The organism is Candidatus Palauibacter australiensis, assembly GCA_026705295.1.
Lineage (GTDB): Bacteria > Gemmatimonadota > Gemmatimonadetes > Palauibacterales > Palauibacteraceae > Palauibacter > Palauibacter australiensis.
This window is the reverse complement of record JAPPBA010000039.1, coordinates 1-16216: the sequence shown is the minus strand read 5'-3', so window position 1 is coordinate 16216 and position 16216 is coordinate 1. Positions and strand designations below refer to the sequence as shown.

The 16216-nt window shown below is 69.4% G+C and carries 16 protein-coding genes; 7 read left to right on the top strand and 9 right to left on the bottom strand.

The window, feature by feature from the left end; genetic code table 11:
- Positions 1–93 precede the first annotated feature (93 nt).
- Both mce and OXN85_02615 read left to right on the top strand, forming a co-directional pair.
- Positions 94–528 carry a methylmalonyl-CoA epimerase gene (gene mce, locus OXN85_02620; protein ID MCY3598855.1) on the top strand — a complete coding sequence of 145 codons (435 nt, stop codon included), beginning with the start codon at positions 94–96 and terminating at the stop codon, positions 526–528.
- On the top strand, positions 525–1331 hold the full coding sequence (locus tag OXN85_02615; GenBank protein ID MCY3598854.1) for a TIGR04283 family arsenosugar biosynthesis glycosyltransferase: 807 nt from the start codon (positions 525–527) through the stop codon (positions 1329–1331). Before mce ends, OXN85_02615 begins: the two co-directional genes overlap by 4 nt.
- Here the strand turns inward: OXN85_02615 and OXN85_02610 are convergent.
- A complete protein-coding gene (locus tag OXN85_02610) occupies positions 1264–1737 on the bottom strand; it encodes a hypothetical protein (GenBank protein ID MCY3598853.1) in 474 nt (157 codons plus the stop codon). The two genes, OXN85_02615 and OXN85_02610, sit on opposite strands and share 68 nt — an antisense overlap.
- The gene (gene clpB / locus OXN85_02605) at positions 1734–4358 is read right to left on the bottom strand and encodes an ATP-dependent chaperone ClpB (GenBank protein MCY3598852.1); all 2625 of its coding nucleotides are present in this window, start codon (positions 4356–4358) and stop codon (positions 1734–1736) included. The genes OXN85_02610 and clpB overlap by 4 nt, the downstream gene beginning before the upstream one ends.
- A gap of 328 nt (positions 4359–4686) precedes the next feature.
- On the opposite strand from clpB, the gene OXN85_02600 reads away from it, so the two are divergent.
- From OXN85_02600 to OXN85_02580, 5 genes are read left to right on the top strand one after another with little or no spacing between them, the layout of a single operon-like run.
- Positions 4687–6750, top strand: a complete 2064-nt coding sequence (locus tag OXN85_02600) for an oligopeptide transporter, OPT family (protein MCY3598851.1) — start codon at positions 4687–4689, stop codon at positions 6748–6750.
- Positions 6747–7121 carry a hypothetical protein gene (locus tag OXN85_02595; GenBank protein ID MCY3598850.1) on the top strand — a complete coding sequence of 125 codons (375 nt, stop codon included), beginning with the start codon at positions 6747–6749 and terminating at the stop codon, positions 7119–7121. The genes OXN85_02600 and OXN85_02595 overlap by 4 nt, the downstream gene beginning before the upstream one ends.
- Positions 7118–7903, top strand: a complete 786-nt coding sequence (locus OXN85_02590; GenBank protein ID MCY3598849.1) for an ABC transporter permease — start codon at positions 7118–7120, stop codon at positions 7901–7903. Before OXN85_02595 ends, OXN85_02590 begins: the two co-directional genes overlap by 4 nt.
- Positions 7900–8646, top strand: coding sequence for an ATP-binding cassette domain-containing protein (locus OXN85_02585; GenBank protein MCY3598848.1), 747 nt, complete (start codon positions 7900–7902; stop codon positions 8644–8646). The genes OXN85_02590 and OXN85_02585 overlap by 4 nt, the downstream gene beginning before the upstream one ends.
- The gene (locus tag OXN85_02580) at positions 8643–9566 is read left to right on the top strand and encodes an MlaD family protein (protein MCY3598847.1); all 924 of its coding nucleotides are present in this window, start codon (positions 8643–8645) and stop codon (positions 9564–9566) included. The genes OXN85_02585 and OXN85_02580 overlap by 4 nt, the downstream gene beginning before the upstream one ends.
- 33 nt (positions 9567–9599) lie before the next feature.
- Here OXN85_02580 and OXN85_02575 read toward each other — a convergent pair whose 3' ends face one another.
- From OXN85_02575 to OXN85_02545, 7 genes are all read right to left on the bottom strand, one after another.
- Positions 9600–10400: a Nif3-like dinuclear metal center hexameric protein gene (locus OXN85_02575; protein MCY3598846.1), complete on the bottom strand. Its 801-nt coding sequence runs from the start codon at positions 10398–10400 to the stop codon at positions 9600–9602.
- 5 nt (positions 10401–10405) lie between these two features.
- The gene (guaA, locus tag OXN85_02570) at positions 10406–11941 is read right to left on the bottom strand and encodes a glutamine-hydrolyzing GMP synthase (protein MCY3598845.1); all 1536 of its coding nucleotides are present in this window, start codon (positions 11939–11941) and stop codon (positions 10406–10408) included.
- On the bottom strand, positions 11938–13254 hold the full coding sequence (gene hisS, locus OXN85_02565) for a histidine--tRNA ligase (protein ID MCY3598844.1): 1317 nt from the start codon (positions 13252–13254) through the stop codon (positions 11938–11940). The genes guaA and hisS overlap by 4 nt, the downstream gene beginning before the upstream one ends.
- 82 nt (positions 13255–13336) lie before the next feature.
- Positions 13337–13759 (bottom strand): BrxA/BrxB family bacilliredoxin, encoded by a 423-nt coding sequence (locus OXN85_02560; GenBank protein MCY3598843.1) that lies wholly within the window; start codon positions 13757–13759, stop codon positions 13337–13339.
- Positions 13760–13762: 3 nt separating this feature from the next.
- Complete coding sequence (locus OXN85_02555; GenBank protein ID MCY3598842.1) at positions 13763–15082, bottom strand: Mur ligase family protein; 1320 nt, start codon at positions 15080–15082, stop codon at positions 13763–13765.
- A complete protein-coding gene (accD, locus tag OXN85_02550) occupies positions 15076–15912 on the bottom strand; it encodes an acetyl-CoA carboxylase, carboxyltransferase subunit beta (GenBank protein ID MCY3598841.1) in 837 nt (278 codons plus the stop codon). The genes OXN85_02555 and accD overlap by 7 nt, the downstream gene beginning before the upstream one ends.
- On the bottom strand, positions 15913–16216 hold a 304-nt coding region (locus OXN85_02545), incomplete at its 5' end, for an FtsW/RodA/SpoVE family cell cycle protein (GenBank protein MCY3598840.1).

Here is a 16216-nt window from a genome sequence, read left to right as displayed (position 1 = left end):
AGGCTTCTCCTCACTGGCTCCGGCGCCGGGTCCGGAATACGTTCCCGCGCGCCGCCGCAGGCGAGTCTAACCACAAAAGGGGCTCCGGCCGCAGTGAACCAAGGCAACCGTATTCCGGGCGCGCCCATAATCGACCACGTGGGAATCGCGGTCAACTCGCTGCCGGACGCCGTCCGGCAGTGGTCCGCCATCCTCGACCGACCGCCGTCCGGCGAGGAAACCGTTCCCTCGGAGGGCATTCGCGCCACCTTCTTCGGCGAAGGCTCCGGGCGGATCGAACTGCTCGCCCCCCTGACCCCGGAGTCGCCCATCGCCCGCTTCCTCGACCGACGCGGTCCCGGCATTCACCACGTCTGCGTCCGCGTCGGCGATCTCGAGGACGCCCTCGCGGCAGCCGAAGCGGCCGGTGCGGAAGCCATACCGCCCCGGATCCGCCGCGGCGCCGGCGGCGCCCGCATCGCTTTTCTGCATCCGCGCGCGCTGAAGGGAGTTCTCCTGGAGATGCGGGAGGATCCCGAGCGCAGGTGACACGGGAGCCGGAATCCCTCGCCGGATCGCCACGGCGACCGGCACGCCCCGGACCGGAGTTCTCCGTCATCGTGCCGACGCTCGATGAGGAACCGCACCTCGATGAGACGCTCCGGCGCGCAAAGTCCGCTCTCGGCCCGGAGGCGGAAGTCATCGTGGTCGACGGAGGCAGCCGGGATCGTACGGCGGGGATCGCGGCGGACCATGGCCGCGTCCTGGCGACCCGCCCGAATCGCGGTGCGCAGCTCGCCGCCGGGGCCCGGGCCGCGTCCGGAGAGATTCTCGTCTTCCTGCACGCGGACACCTGGCTTCCCGACGGCGCCGCGACGGCTATCCGCGCCGCCGTTCGAGCCGGCGCGGAGGCGGGCTGTTTCCGCTTCGCCCTCGACCCGCACGCGCACGGCTGGCGCTATCGCCTGCTCGAATGGGGCGTGAACTGGCGTACCCGCCGGCTCCACACCGCGACGGGCGACCAGGCCCTCTTCGCGACGCGCGACGCCTACGAGGCCTGCGGGGGCTTCGGGGATCTTCCTCTCTTCGAGGACGTGACCTTCGTCCGGGCCGTTCGGCGAGTCGCCCGCTTTCGCCTCCTCCCCCTCGCGGCGCGTACCTCGAGCCGGCGCTGGGAAGCCGGCTTCCTTCGCACGGTCGTCAGGCACTGGGCGCTGCGGGCAGCCTTCTTCGCAGGCGTCGACCCGCGGCGACTCCGCCGCTATCACGAACGCCCCGCCGGGATCACGGAGTCCGGAGTCCCTCCGTCCCGACGCGCTCCACGAACCAGCGGCTCCCATTCGAAACGATGAAGAACGGGACGCTCACAGCCCCGTTTCGCGTCCCCGTCAGGTCGACCATCCAGCGGGAGGCGCCGCCGGCCCCGGAGACGGGATTCGGGCGGACTTCGTAGCCGCTCGGCGCGAGCAGGCCCGCAAGCACGAACATCCTCTGCTCCGTCTCGACCCGACCCCAGCGATGTTCCGCCGGGCCGTCGTCCGTCCCGAACAGCCGGGCCATGGCCGCGTAGTCGCGCAGTCTCGCCGCATCGAGAAACCGCCCTATCGCCGCCTCCGCGGACTCCGCGCCATACAGATCCGTGCCGTATTCCGCCCCGGCGCCGCCGCGCGACGCACAGCCGGCAAGCGCGAAACCCGCCGCGGCCATGACCATGACCGCGATGCGGACCGCCTGGCCTGCCCGATGACTCGTCCTCATTCCTCCCCCTCCCTTGAATCGGGTGCCCCCAACGGGACGACGCGCAGCCCGTCGCCGTCCTCATCGAGTTCCACGCGCAGCGCGTCGCCCTCGCGGAAGCGCCCTTCCAGGAAAGCCATCGCAAGCGGGTTCGCGATGAGCCTCTGGATCGCGCGCTTGAGCGGACGCGCCCCGAACGCCGGGTCGTACCCCACTTCCGCAATTCGTCGCCTGGCGGCTCCGCCGACTTCGATCCGGATATCCCGTTCCGCCAGCATTCGGGCCACCCGGTCCACCTGGATCCCGACAATCGACTCGAGGTGTTCCCGGCTCAGCGGCTGGAACACGAGGATCTCATCGACCCGGTTGAGGAACTCCGGCTTGAAGCGGCCGCGCAGGGCGCTTTCGACCTCCGCCTCCGTCCCGGCCCAGGACTCGCCGGCCTCGGAACGGGCGAGGATCCTGGCGCTCCCGATGTTGCTCGTCATGATGAGTACGGCGTTTCGGAAGTCCACCGTGCGCCCGCGGCCATCCGTCAGCCGCCCGTCATCCAGGATCTGGAGGAGGACGTTGAAGACCTCCGGGTGCGCCTTCTCGATCTCGTCGAAGAGCACCACGGTGTAGGGGCGCCGCCGCACGGCCTCGGTGAGCTGTCCCCCTTCCTCGTAGCCGACGTACCCCGGTGGCGCTCCGATGAGACGCGCCACCGCGTGCCGTTCCATGTACTCGGACATGTCGATCCGGACCATGGCGGACTCCTCGTCGAAGAGGAATTCCGCCAGCGCCCTCGCCGTCTCCGTCTTCCCGACCCCGGTGGGGCCGAGGAACATGAAACTCCCGATGGGACGGTTCGGGTCCTGGAGTCCGGCGCGACTCCGGCGCACGGCATCCGACACGGCCGTGATGGCGTGCGACTGGTTGATCACGCGCCGGTGCAGGTGTTCCTCGAGCGTGGCGAGACGGTCCTTCTCGTCCTCGAGCATCCGTGCCACCGGAATCCCGGTCCAACTCGCCACGACCTCGGCGATCTCGCCCGGCCCGACTTCCTCGTTCAGAAACGAGCCCTCGTCCTGGATCTCCTTAAGCTTCGCTTCCGCGGCGAGGAGTTCGGCCCGCAGCTTCGGCAGCTCCCCGTGCAGGATTTCGGCGGCGCGCTGGTGGTCCACGCGCCGCTGCGACTGCTGCGCCTCCACGCCGAGCTCCTCGATCTCGCGCTTGTAGCGCTGGACCGTCTCGATGGTGTCCTTCTCGCGGATCCAGCGTGCGTTCAGGCCCGCGAGCGACTCGCGAGCCGCGGCGAGTTCGCCCTCCAGCTCCGCGAGCCGCCCCCGGCTCCGCGCGTCGTCCTCTTCGCGCAGCGCCTCGCGCTCGATCTCGAGTTGCGTGACGCGACGGTCCAGTTCGTCGATCTCCTCCGGCATGGAGTCGATCTCGATGCGGAGCCGGGACGCGGCCTCGTCCACGAGGTCGATCGCCTTGTCGGGCAGGAACCGGTCGCCGATGTAGCGGTCGGACAGGCGCACGGCGCTCACGAGCGCCGGATCCGTGATCCGTACGCCGTGGTGCACCTCGTAGCGCTCCTTGAGTCCGCGCAGGATGGCCAGGGTCTCGTCCACGCCGGGTTCGCCGACGAGAACCGGCTGGAACCGCCGCTCCAGAGCCGGGTCCTTCTCGATATGCACGCGGTATTCGTCGAGCGTCGTCGCGCCCACCATGCGGAGCTGCCCCCGGGCCAGGGCGGGCTTGAGCATGTTCCCGGCGTCCACCGCGCCCTCGGCGGCCCCCGCTCCGACCACGGTGTGGAGTTCGTCGAGGAAGACGACGTAACGGCCGCCGGATTCCGTGATCTCCTTCAGTGTCGCCTTCAGGCGTTCCTCGAACTCGCCCCGGTACTTGGCGCCGGCCAGCATCGAGCCGATGTCGAGCTGCACGAGTTGCTTGTTCCGCAGTGATCCGGGGATGTCGCCCGCGACGATGCGCTGCGCGAGGCCTTCCGCGATCGCGGTCTTGCCCACGCCGGGCTCGCCGATGAGGACGGGATTGTTCTTCCTCCGCCGCGACAGGACCTGCATGACGCGGCGGATCTCCGCATCCCGACCGATGACGGGGTCGAGCTTTCCGGCGCGCGCCTCGGCCGTCAGGTCGACGCCGTACCGCTCGAGGGCGCGATACTTCCCTTCCGGGTCCTGATCCGTCACGCGATGCGGACCCCGGACTTCCTCCACCGCCCGGCGTGTGGTTTCCGGACCCGCCCCGGCGTTCCGGAGCAGCGGACCCGTCGTGGAGGCCTTCTCCCCGGCGAGGGCCAGGAGGAGGTGCTCGGTCGTCACAAACGAGTCGCCCATCTCCCCGGCGAGCGCATCCGCCGCGTCGAGAACGCGGTCGAGTTCGCGGCTGGAGGCGGGAGCCGCTCCACTCTGCTTCGGCAGGCGGCGCAGGGCCCGCTCGAGCCGCACCTCCAGGTCGGGGAGATCGACGCCCACCGTCTGCAGGATCGGCACGATGACGCCGCCGTCCTGCGCGAGCAGCGCCGCGAGGAGGTGCACGTCCTCGACCGCGGGGTTGTCCGACCGGCGCGCCGCGAGCGTCGCGTCGTTCAGAGCTTCGCGGGCCTTGAGCGTGAGTCTGTCGTTCGGGATCATCTTCTGTTCGCTGCCTCGGAGTCCTTGGCGTCCTTCCGTGGGTCTTCGCGTGGAACCGCGGCCATTGGATTGCGGCTTCCCCGTTTCATGAGCAATCCCCGTGCCCTCCCGGCCGCCGGGTTCGAGGCCCCAGTCCGCCGGAACGGCGGGATGACCGCCGATCAGGCGGCGAACCGCCCCGTCCGGGGCGCCGCCTGGTGCCACTTCGGCAGGAGCTCCCCGTGTTGACCCCTGCCGGACCCGTAACTAGCGTTCCGTCGGTCGATTCCGTCCCATGAGGATTCGATCGTCTCCCGTTTCCGTCCCGGGACAATCTGGAGGGATGCCCATGTCGGACCCATCTGTCGGCGCACCGGAATCGCGCACGCACAGGCCGTACATTCCCGCGTCGCAATCGCTGCCCGAGATCACCGGCAAGGCGATCGTCCTCGGCATCCTCCTCTCCGCCGTCCTCTCGGGGGCAAACGCCTATCTGGGCCTGAAGGTGGGCCTCACCGTGTCCGCGTCGATCCCGGCCGCCGTGATCTCCATGGCGATCCTCAGGATGTTCCGCGAGCACAATATCCTCGAGAACAACATCGTCCAGACGGCCGCATCCGCGGGCGAGTCGCTGGCAGCCGGCGTGATCTTCACCCTGCCCGCCCTCATCCTCCTCCGCCACTGGGCCGGGTTCCCCTTCCTGCCCACGATGGGGATCGCGCTCTGCGGCGGGATTCTCGGCGTCCTCTTCACCATACCGCTCCGGCGCGCCCTCATCGTCGAGGCGGACCTGCGTTTCCCGGAGGGCGTCGCGACGGCGGAGGTCCTGAAGGCCGGGGCAAGCGGCGGCTCCGGCGCGAAGCTGATCGCGCTCGGGGGCGTAGCGGCCGCCCTGCTCAAGCTGTCCCAGACGGGGCTCAAGATCGCCGGCTCCTCGATAGAACACGGCGTCACAGTGGGCCGTTCCGTGTTCGGGATCGGAAGCGACCTCTCCCCCGCCCTGCTCGGCGTCGGATACATCGTCGGACCCCGCGTCGGCAGCCTCGTGCTCGCGGGCGGCGCGATCTCCTGGCTCGTGGGGATCCCCATCTACATGGCGGTCACCGACCCGCAGGTCGTGGCCGGCATCACGGGGGATGCGAGCGGGTACGATGCGGCCCTCGCGATCTGGAGCGCGCAGATTCGCTTCATGGGCGTCGGCGCAATGGTCGTGGGCGGGGTGTGGGCCCTCGTCTCGCTCCTGGGCCACGTGCGGGATGGCGTGCGCTCCTCCATCGCGGCACTGCGCGCGGCGCGCGCGGCCGACGGCGGTCCGGAGATCCTCCGCACCGAGCGGGACATGCCGATCAACTTCGTCGCGGTCGGGGCGGTGGCGCTCGCGGTGCCGATCCTCGCGGTGTTCGTGCTCGTCATCGACCGCGGCTCGCTCTCCATCACGCCCGGACTCTACTGGCTCGTGCTCGCGCTGGGGACGGCCTTCGCCCTCCTGGCGGGGTTCCTTTTCGCTTCCGTCGCGGGCTACATGGCGGGTCTCGTGGGCTCCTCGAACAACCCGATCTCGGGTGTGACGATTGCGACGATCCTCACGATCTCCCTCATCCTCTACCTCCTGCTGGGAATGCAGGTCGACTTCACCGTCTCGGCGCCCCAGGCGCTCTCGGCGGCGGCGACCGCCATCCTCGTGGGGGCCGTCGTCGCCTGCGCCGCGGCGATCGCGGGGGACAACATGCAGGACCTGAAGGCGGGGCGGATCGTCGGCGCCACGCCGCGGCAACAGCAGATCATGCAGCTCATCGGCGTCACGGCCGCCGCGCTCGTCATCGCGCCGATCCTCGGCCTCCTGTTCGAGGCGTACGGGCTCGGCGGCGTCCTGCCGCGCGAGGGGATGGACCCGGACGAGATGCTGCAGGCGCCGCAGGCGACCCTCATGGCTTCCGTCGCCGATGGCGTCTTTTCGCGCAATCTCCCGTGGGGGATGATCGGGATCGGGGCGCTCATCGCGGCGGGCGTGATCGCCCTGGACCAGACTCTCAAGGCGCGCGGCTCCAGCCTGCGGGTGCCGGTCCTCGCCGTCGCGGTCGGGATCTACCTGCCCATCGAACTCGAAGTCCCGATCTTCGTGGGCGGGATCGTGGCGTGGCTGGTGGGCCGGGCCGTGCGGCGAGGCGGAGGCGGCGAGGGCGCCGTCCGGCAGGCGAACCATCGCGGGCTTCTCTTCTCCTCCGGGCTCATCACGGGAGAGGCGCTCGTCGGAATCTTCCTCGCGATCCCGTTCGCGATCTCGGAGCGCGGCACGGATGTGCTGAGCCTCGTGCCCGAAGGCTTCGATCCGATCGCACGCTGGATCGGCGCCGCGGTCGTCGCCGGATTCGTCTTCTGGCTCTACCGCGCCTCGCTTCGGGCTTCCGAATGAAGCGCCCGTACCGCGGCGGCGGCGTCGTGAAGCCGATCCTGCTCGTCGCGGGCCTCGCGGCCCTCGGCTGCGGCGGCTCCGGCGGCGGCCTGGACGACGACACGTACGTTCAGGTCATGGCCAGGCTCACCTGGGCGCGGGCAAAGTACGCGGATACGGCGGAGGGCGACTCGGTACGGGCAGCGGCGCTCGATGAGCATGGCGTGACCGGACAGCAACTCGAGGATTTCGTCACCCGGCTCGGAGACGACCCCGGACGCATGCACCGGCTGTGGGAGGCGATTCGACTGGAGGTGGAGGTGCTCGACGGGGTCCCGCGACCGGAATCGCAACTGGAGATGCCGGACGCGGAGAGGCGCGAGAGCCGTTGAAGGCGCCGAACCTCCTCGCCGCCCCGGGCCGGTCCGCCCGCGCCGCGGCACTCCACGCGGGAAGGGCGGGCCTGCTCGGCATCGCAACGCTCCGCGCGCTCGCCCACCCGCGCCGGTATGCGCTGGAGACGGTCCAACACGCGAAGTTCATCGGTCTCGACAGCCTCCCGCTCGTACTGCTGATGGGTGCCCTCTCGGGCGCAGTCATGGCCCAGCAGACGATGTACCAGCTCTCCCAGGGACTGCCGAGGGAGATCGTCGCGGGCGGCGTGGTGGGCGGCATGCTGACGGAACTCGGACCCGTACTGACCGCGGTCGTCCTCGCGGGGCGGGTCGGGGCGGCCATCGGGGCCGAACTCGGCACGATGAAGGTGACGAATCAGATCGACGCGCTTCTGACGATGGGCCGGGACCCCGTGGTGGAACTCGTGGTCCCGCGCGTCGTGGCGGGGACCATCATTCTGATCCCGCTCGTCATGCTCGCCAACGCGATGGGGATCTTCAGCGGCTACGTGACATCGGTCGGCATCCTCGGGTTGAGCACGGCCGAATACGTGGATGGAGCCAAGGGGTACTATCACCATGGCGCGCTGATCTTCTCCCTCGTGAAGGCGGTCGCGTACGGCTTCGCCATCACCTTCATCTCGAGCCACGTGGGGCTTCGGGCGAGCGGCGGAGCGGCGGGCGTCGGCCGGACGGCGACGAGGGCGGTCGTCGCGATCATCGTCTCGATCATGGTCCTCGACACGGTACTCGGGCCCGTGTACAAGACGCTCACGTGATCAGGATCATCGGCGTGCACAAGTGGCTGGGGGGACGTCCGGTCCTGAGCGGCGTCGACCTCGACGTGCGGGAAGGCGAAACCCTCGCCATCATGGGGCCGTCAGGGACAGGTAAGAGCGTCCTCCTCAAACACATCGTCGGCCTCTTCGATCCGGACGCCGGAGACATCCTCGTCGATGGGATCTCGGTACCTTCGGCCGACCGGGCCGAGATGGCCGCCGTTCGCACCAGGACCGCCTACGTGTTCCAGAATTCCGCCCTCTTCGATTCCATGACCGTACGCGGGAACCTGCTGATGGGACTCCCACCCGGTTTCTGCCGTGGCCGCGCGGCCAAGTGCGAGGAACTGGTCCGGGCGGCGCTCGATCACGTGAACCTCGAGCCGGAGGTGCTGACGCTCCTGCCGGCCGAACTCTCCGGAGGCATGCAGCGGCGGGTCGCCATCGCGCGCGCCATTATCGGCAAGCGCCGCTACGTCCTGTACGACGAGCCCACGACGGGGCTGGATCCCGTCAACGCGACCCGGATCAACCGCCTGATCGCGCGCGTGAGCGAGGAAGTCGATGCGACGAGCATCGTCGTGACCCACGACGTGGAGTCCGCCTTTTTCCTGGCCGACCGGATCGCCCTGCTCTCGGACGGGGTCGTCGCGGCGGAGGGGACGCCGCAGCAACTGCGCGAGACGGACAACCGGGCGGTGCGCGAGTTTCTAGACGCGGCGCCCGCACGAGGCCCCGCGTGAGGGATCCGGGGCTGCGCGACCACGGCGCCGAGGTCCGGGTCGGCGCATTCGTCCTCCTGGCAGCGGCCGTCATCGTCGCGGGTCTGTTCTGGATATCGGGTTCGCCGTTCCGAGGCCCCACCATCCGCGTGTGGGGGATCGCCGGGAACGCGAACCGGATCGCCACCGCGTCGCCCGTCCTGCTGCGCGGGGTGGAGGTCGGCACCGTAGACGAAGTCGCGCTCGAAGCGGAGCGCGTCGTCCTCACGATGACGCTCTCCACGCGCGTCCGACTGCCGGTGGACACGCGGGGCACGATCCAGCCGGATGGATTCCTGGGCCAGCAACTCGTCGAACTCACGCCGGGGACGAGTGCCCGGACGCTGGCGGAGGGCGATACGCTCTCGCTCGACCGCCGATCCGACCTCACATCGCTGGCTTCGACCCTCGGGGACGAGGTGGGCTCGCTGATCGGCGAGCTGGAATCGCTGCTCGGCGGCGGCCTGGCCGAGAATGTCGCCACCGGGTCCGAGGCGTTCACGCTCGCGATGCGGGAACTCGCCGGGATCCTCGAGACGGAGCGCGCGTCGATCGGAGGCCTGCTTGCCAACATGGACACCCTGTCGAACCGGCTCGCGGGGATGACCGGGTCCGAGGAGGTCGATCGCACGCTGGCCAACCTCGACACGCTCTCGACGCGACTCGCCGCCGCCAGCACGGATTTCTCGGCCGCCGGCCGGTCCCTCGCCGAGATCACGCGGGCGTTGGAAGGCGGAGAGGGAACGCTCGGCAAACTCCTGCGCGAAGATGCGGTCCACGACGAACTGCTGGAGACATTGGGGACGCTGCGCGCCTCGGGCGAGGAACTCGCCCTCCTCCTGCGGGACATCCGCGAACGGCCGGATCGCTACCTGACGGACCTCAAGGTCTCGGTCTTCTAGCGTCCTTCGGAGGGCCGGGACGTGCCGGCCGGACTAGAGACCGGTGGGGACGTCGAAGAACGTGTGCACCGCTCCGAAATGTTCCGCCGCGAGCTTCGCCAGAGCCCGGACGCCCAGCGTCTCCGTTCCGTAGTGGCCGGCATAGATCACGTTGATCCCCAGTTCCATCGCCTCGTGGTACGTATGGTGGTTCCCCTCTCCCGTGAGGAAGGTGTCGGCTCCCGCCATGGCGGCGGCTTCGATCATCGAACCCGCGCCTCCCGTGACGATGGCGAGCCGCGACACGCGTTCCGGGCCCCCGGCGATCACGATGGGGGCCCGTCCGCACACGGCTTCGGCCCGGTCCGCAAGTTCGCCGCGAGACGCGTCGAGCGCGCCGATGACGCCGATCCCATCATTCCCCCTGAAGGACCCGAAAGGCTCGCTTTCCCGCAGACCGAGTTCGGCGGCGAGGAGGACGTTGTTTCCGATCCCGGGGTGCGCGTCGAGCGGAAGGTGCGCCGAGTACACGCCCATGCCGCTCGCGAACAGCCGGCGAAACCGCTCGTACGATGGTCCGACGAGAGGGCGCACCCCACCCCAGAACAGTCCGTGGTGGACGAGCAGGAGATCGCACCCGGCCTCGGTCGCGAGATCGATGGTGGCCAGACAGGCGTCGGTGGCGGCGCCGATGCGGGCCACGGGACGGCATCCGTCGACCTGCAGCCCGTTGAGCGCGAACGGGTAATCCTCCACTTCGGCGACGCGCAGGAAATCGTCCGCCCACGCCGCGATCTCGCGGCACCCGGCGCGTTTCCCCGGCCTGTCGCCGCTTCCGCCGCGAGATCCCGCCACGGAAGCTACTCCCACTCGATCGTCGCGGGGGGCTTCGAAGACACATCGTAGGTCACCCGGTTCACCCCCTTCACCTCGTTGATGATGCGATTCGAGATCCGGCCCAGCACGTCGTGGGGGAACTGGAACCAGTCGGCCGTCATCCCATCCAGCGAGGTCACGGCGCGCAGCGCGACAACGTTCTCGTACGTGCGCGCATCCCCCATGACGCCGACCGACTGCACGGGCAGCAGGATCGCGAACGCTTGCCATATCTCGTCGTACAGCCCCCCGTCGCGAATGCCCTCGAGGTAGATCGCGTCCACTTCACGCAGCGTGGCGAGTTTCTCCCGCGTCACGTCGCCCAGGATCCGAATCCCCAGGCCCGGCCCCGGAAAGGGGTGGCGGCCCACGATCTCCTCCGACAGGCCGAGTTCGCGACCCACGGCGCGCACCTCGTCCTTGAAGAGCTCGCGAAGAGGCTCGATGAGTTCGAACGGGTGGTCCGGGCGGAGTCCGCCCACGTTGTGATGGGATTTGATCTTGACCGACGGTCCCCACACGGAGACGGACTCGATCACATCGGGATAAAGCGTTCCTTGCACCAGGAAACGCGCGTCGCCGTGCCGGCCTGCCGCCTCCTCGAACACGTCGATGAAGGCGTGGCCGATGATGACCCGCTTCTCCTCGGGTTCCTCGACGCCCGCGAGGCGGTCGAGGAAGAGATCGGCCGCGTCGACGACCTCGAGCCGCATCCCCATGTGTTCGCCGAACACGGTCTCCACGGCGTCGCGTTCGCCTTTCCGCAGGAGGCCCGTGTCGACGAAGATGCAGGTGAGCCGGTCTCCCACCGCCCGCTGTACGAGCGTCGCGGCCACGGAGCTGTCCACGCCGCCGGAGAGGCCGCAGATCACGTGTCCATCTCCCACGGTCTCGCGAACCGCCGCGAGCTGGTGATCGATGATGTTCGCGGCGTTCCAGCTCATCTCGCAGCCGGCGATCTCGAACAGGAAGTTCCGCAGCATCTCCCCGCCGCGCGTCGTGTGGGCAACCTCCGGGTGGAACTGAACGCCCCAGATCCGCCGTTCCTCGGACCGGATCGCGGCGATGGAGTTCTCGGTGGTCGCCGAGACCTCGAAGCCCGGGGGCAGCGCGTGGAGGGAGTCGCCGTGGCTCATCCAGACCTGGGTGGGCTCGCCATCGGCGAACCCGTGAAAGAGAGGGTCCGCCGACCGAACCGTGAGCTCGGCCCGCCCATACTCGCGGCGCTCGGCCTGTTGCACCTCGCCGCCGATGAGATCCGCGACGAGCTGCATGCCGTAGCAGATCCCGAGAATCGGGACGCCCATCGCGAGGGTCTCGGGTTGGGCCTTGGGGACCCCCTCGTCGTAGACGCTCGCCGGTCCCCCGGAGAGGACGATGGCCGCGGGATCGTAGCGGCGGACCCACGCGGGGCTCCGCGTCGGCGGGTGCACCTCGCAGTACACGCCCTCCTCGCGAATGCGGCGCGCGATGAGCTGGGTGAACTGCGACCCGAAATCGAGGATGAGCACGCGACTCACGGCACCTCCCCTCCTCTCGCTTCGCTGGCGGATGGCTGGGCCAGGGTCTCGATCGCGACTTCCCGCTCCTCGCCGGATGCCATGTCGCGGAGCACCGCGACACCCCGCTCCACCTCGCGCGGCCCGAGCACGATGGCGCGGCCGGCGCCCGCCTGGTGGGCGGCCTTGAACTGGCGTCCGACCCCGCGCGGCCGGAGGTCGTAGAGCACCCGCCGTCCCCGGTCGCGCAGGGAGCGGGCCAGACCCAGCGCCAGCGGGCGCTCCGCATCGGAAACGCACACGATGTAATCGTCCACGCGGCGGGCCGCGCCGGGCACGAGTCCCCGGTCCCTGAGCAACTCCGTGAGGACGACATCCCCCATGCCGAAGCCGAGAGCCGGAAGATCCACGCCTCCCAGCGCCTTCAGGAGGTCGTCATAGCGTCCGCCCCCGCAGATCGCGCGCAGTTCGTCGCGACGGTCCCATATCTCGAACACCGTCCCCGTGTAGTAGGCGAGTCCGCGCACGAGACCCGCGTCGAATCTCACGAAGTCGGCGAAGCCCGCGGCGCCGAGATGTGCGAACACGGTGGACAGTCGGCCGGCCGCCTCCAGGATCGCTTCGTCTCCCCCGTGCGCCGCCGCCAGTTCCTCGAGCGGCAGCCGGATCCCCGCCAGCAGCCGCGTCGCCGCTTCCCTCTCCACGCCCTCTGCCGCCAGCCGGCGGCGGACCCCGCTCTCCCCCTCCTTCTCGAGCCGGTCGAGGGCGCCGAACACCGGGACATGGTCCTCGGCGGAGATTCCGTGCGCGTCGAGGAGCGCGCCGACGAGGCGCCGATCCGAGATGCGGACCACGATGTCCGCGGCCCCCAGGCCGAGTTCCCGCAGCGCGTCGATCCCCGCGCTGATGATCTCCGCATCGGAGAGCGGGTTGGTCTCGCCGACGATGTCCATGTTGAGCTGGAAGTGCTCGCGGAGTCGGCCGCGCTGCGGCCTCTCGTATCGGAAGAGCTGCGGGATCGAGAACCAGCGTATCGGCTTCGCGATTCCGGCGGCGCGGGTGGCGATCATGCGCGCGAAGGTGGGCGTCATCTCCGGCCGCAGCGCCACCGCCCGCCCGCCCTTGTCCTCGAACTCGTACAGCTGGCCTACGATCTCTTCGCCGGACTTCCGCGTGTAGAGCTCGAGCGCCTCGAGCGGCGGTCCGTCATACTCCGTGAATCCGTAGCGGGCGCCGACCCTCCGCCAGGCCGAGAAGATGTGACGGCGAAGGGCGAGTTCCTCGGGGAAGAAATCTCGAAATCCGGGCAGGCCCCGGATCTCCCCGGAACTCACGGCCCGAAGAGCGCCGGCAGCCCGTGGCCTTGCGGGCGCCGGCGCCCCGGCAACTCCCGGTGACTCGCGGACTTCGGCGACACTAGCTCGCGGCGCAGTATTCGTCGTACGCCTTCGTGAGGTCGGCCGCGATATCGTGCGCCTCGCGGCCCTCGATCTGGTGCCGCTCGAGCATGAACTGCAGCTCCCCCTCCGAGAGCAGCGCGAGAGACGGCGAAGATGGCCGCACGCCGGTGAAGTACTGCCGCGCGCGCGCCGTCGCCTCCACATCCTGCCCGGCGAACACCGTGACGACGCGGTCGGGCTGCTTCCCGTGGCCCATGGCCATCGCCACGGCGGGTCGCGCGTTGCGCGCCGCGCAGCCGCAGACGGAGTTCACGACAACGAGCGTCTCCCCGCCAGCCCCGAGGGCCTCGTCCACTTCATCGGAAGTCCGAAGCTCACGCACGCCAAGGCGGGTGAGTTCGTCTCGCATCGGTTGTACCAGCCTGGGATCGTACAGCATCTCTCATCCGTCTCCTGTTCGTACGCGGCCGAATGCGGGCAACGCCCGGGCCTCGCCCACGGTGGTTGCGGATCCCGTGACCAATAACGTTCCGGCACCGGCGAGCGTCAGTCCCCGTGAGACCGCCTCGGCCACGTTTCGGCACACGATCGATTCAACGCCCCGTTCACGCGACAGCCATTTCCGCGCCCGCGACGGGTCCCACCGTCTCTCCGCGGGGACGGCGGATCGAGTCAGAATCATAGTGTCGCTGTCAAGCGCGAGTCGGGCCAGCGTTCGCTTCCAGTCCTTGTCGGCCAGCATCCCGACCACGGCCACCAGCGGCCGCGCCAGCGACAGCTCCGCCAGCGTCTCGCAGAGTACCGCGGTGGCGGCCGGATTGTGCGCGATATCGAACACGCAGCCCGGGCGCCCGGCCCCCGGAGGGCGGACCTCGAAGCGGCCGGGCAGGCGCGCGCGCGCGATCCCGCGGCGCGCGGAACCCTCTTCCGGCGCACGGCCGGAACAGTCCAGCAGCAGGAGGGCCAACGCCGCGTTGTCCGCCTGGTGCCGGCCCGGAAGGCCCGTCGCAAGCCGCACGCCGTCGGGACGTGCCCTCGAGACGTAGCGAAAGCGCGTCCCCACGGGATCGCCTCGCACCGCAACGTCCGACACTTCGGCATCCCTACCGAGGCGCACAACCGGCGATCCGACACCGCGCGCGACCTGCTCGAGCGTTGCGAGCGGAAGTGGGTCGATGCGGCCCAGGCAGGCCGGCGCACCGGGCTTCAGGATCCCCCCCTTTTCCCTCGCGATCTCCTCGGGAGACCGACCGAGCCATTCCGTGTGGTCGAGACTGATCGGCGTGATCGCCGTCCCGGCGGGCCGAAGGACGTTCGTCGCGTCGAGGCGGCCGCCAAGACCGGTCTCGACGACCGCCACTTCCACGCCGCACTCCGCGAAGCAGGTGAAGGCGAGCGCCGTGGCCAACTCGAAGTACGTACAGGCTGCAGCCGTCTCGCAGCCGATGACGCGGGCGGCGGCGGACTGAAGGACCGACTCCTCCACCCAGGCCCCGTCGATCAGAAACCGTTCCCGAACGTCCTCGAGATGCGGCGAGGTGTAGAGGCCCGTGCGCGTGCCGCCCTCCTCGAGCATCGACGCCGCGAAGCACGCGGTCGAGCCCTTTCCGTTCGTGCCCGCAATGTGAAGGGCGTCGAAGGTGCGTTCCGGTCGACCCAACTCCGCCAGGAGCGCTTCGATTCTGTCGAGACCCCAGCGGATCCTTGTGACCGGGCGGAGATCGAACAGGGCCGCAAGGGCGTCCCCGCCCTCGGTCAGCACATGTGATCCAGGAGGTTCGCGAGGGCATCGCGCATCTCCGGGCGCGGGACGATGCGGTCGATCATCCCGTGCTCCTCCAGAAACTCCGCGGTCTGGAAACCCTCCGGAAGGTCCTGCCGGATCGTTTCCTTGATGACCCGCGGGCCGGCAAAGCCGATGAGGGCGCCGGGTTCCGCCAGAATCACATCCCCCAGCATCGCGTACGACGCGGTCACGCCGCCCGTGGTCGGGTTCGTGAGGACGCTCACGTAGGGGATGCCTGCGCTCGCGAGTTGCTCAAGCGCGGCCGCCGTCTTCCCCATCTGCATGAGGGAGAGGATCCCTTCCTGCATGCGCGCGCCGCCGGAGGCGGAGATGATGATGAGCGGCACCTGCCGCTCGAGGGAGCGGTCGGCGAGACGGCGGATCTTCTCGCCCACCACCGATCCCATCGACCCCCCGATGAAGCGGAAGTCCATGGTCCCGAGGTGAACCTCCCTGCCGCCGATCTCACCGCGCCCGGTGCGGATCGCATCCTGGTCGCCGCCACGCTGCTCCGCCTGCGCGATGCGTTCGGCATAGCTGCGGGAATCGACGAATCCGAGCGGATCGGCGGAACGCAGATGCTCGTCGTGCAGCTCGGCGAGAGCGCCGCCGTCGAGCAGCATGGCCTCGTAGGACTCCGCCGTGATGCGAAAATGATGCCCGCAGGTCGGACAGACGTGGAGGTTCTCCTCCAGCCGTCCGCTGTAGAGGATCTCGCCACACCCGGCACACCGATCCCACACGTCGCCCGGGAGCTCACGCTTCTGTGAAACCAGCTTGCGCTTCGGTTTGCTGAACCAGGACACTCAGGCCTCCCACGCCACGCGCTGTACGATCCCGAAACCCGCGTAGAGCACGAGCAGGAAGCTCCCCCCGTAGCTGAGGAGCGGCAAGGGCAATCCGGTCACGGGCATCATGCCGACGGCCATCCCCAGGTTCACCACGATGTGCGTCAGGAGGACCGCAAAGAGGCAGAATGCGATCAGGCTTCCGAACCCGTCGTCCATCACGGAGGCCACCTGAAGCACGCGCCACAGGAGGAAGGCGAAGAGCACGAGGAAGAGCATCACGCCGATGAATCCGAACTCCTCCCCGACGACGGAGAAGATG

Bases quoted from the DNA above. Each gene is read 5' to 3' on its own strand.
- OXN85_02610 (MCY3598853.1), bottom strand. From the start codon at position 1,737: ATGAGGACGAGTCATCGGGCAGGCCAGGCGGTCCGCATCGCGGTCATG.
- clpB (MCY3598852.1), bottom strand. From the start codon at position 4,358: ATGATCCCGAACGACAGACTCACGCTCAAGGCCCGCGAAGCTCTGAAC.
- OXN85_02600 (MCY3598851.1), top strand. From the start codon at position 4,687: ATGTCGGACCCATCTGTCGGCGCACCGGAATCGCGCACGCACAGGCCG.
- OXN85_02595 (MCY3598850.1), top strand. From the start codon at position 6,747: ATGAAGCGCCCGTACCGCGGCGGCGGCGTCGTGAAGCCGATCCTGCTC.
- OXN85_02560 (MCY3598843.1), bottom strand. From the start codon at position 13,759: ATGCTGTACGATCCCAGGCTGGTACAACCGATGCGAGACGAACTCACC.